The sequence below is a fragment of the Kurthia senegalensis genome, from assembly GCF_000285595.1.
Lineage (GTDB): Bacteria > Bacillota > Bacilli > Bacillales_A > Planococcaceae > Kurthia > Kurthia senegalensis.
Window position 1 is genome coordinate 1 of the sequence record NZ_CAEW01000058.1, and the last position, 280, is coordinate 280.

A 280-nucleotide genomic window follows, 5' to 3' on the forward strand; every position below is an offset into this window, starting at 1 on the left:
AATATATAAAAAAATGGTGGGCCTAAATGGACTCGAACCATCGACCTCACGCTTATCAGGCGTGCGCTCTAACCAGCTGAGCTATAGGCCCACAAATAAAAATGGAGCGGGTGAGGAGAATCGAACTCCCGACAACAGCTTGGAAGGCTGTGGTTTTACCACTAAACTACACCCGCGTATATAAATGGTGGGTTTGGACGGAATCGAACCGCCGACACTTAGAGCTTCAATCTAATGCTCTACCAACTGAGCTACAAACCCACAACTATAAATTTAAAAA

The 280-nt window shown here is 45.0% G+C and carries 3 tRNA genes; all 3 read right to left on the minus strand.

Annotated elements, in window-relative coordinates:
- Positions 1 to 14: 14 nt before the first annotated feature.
- The 3 genes from KSHG_RS15610 to KSHG_RS15620 all read right to left on the minus strand — a co-directional run bounded on the left by KSHG_RS15610 (position 15) and on the right by KSHG_RS15620 (position 261).
- Positions 15 to 91 (minus strand) — tRNA-Ile (locus KSHG_RS15610).
- An 11-nt stretch (positions 92 to 102) separates the two neighbouring features.
- Positions 103 to 176: transfer RNA gene (locus tag KSHG_RS15615), tRNA-Gly, on the minus strand.
- A gap of 9 nt (positions 177 to 185) precedes the next feature.
- Positions 186 to 261, minus strand: a tRNA-Phe gene (locus tag KSHG_RS15620).
- Positions 262 to 280: the final 19 nt, after the last annotated feature.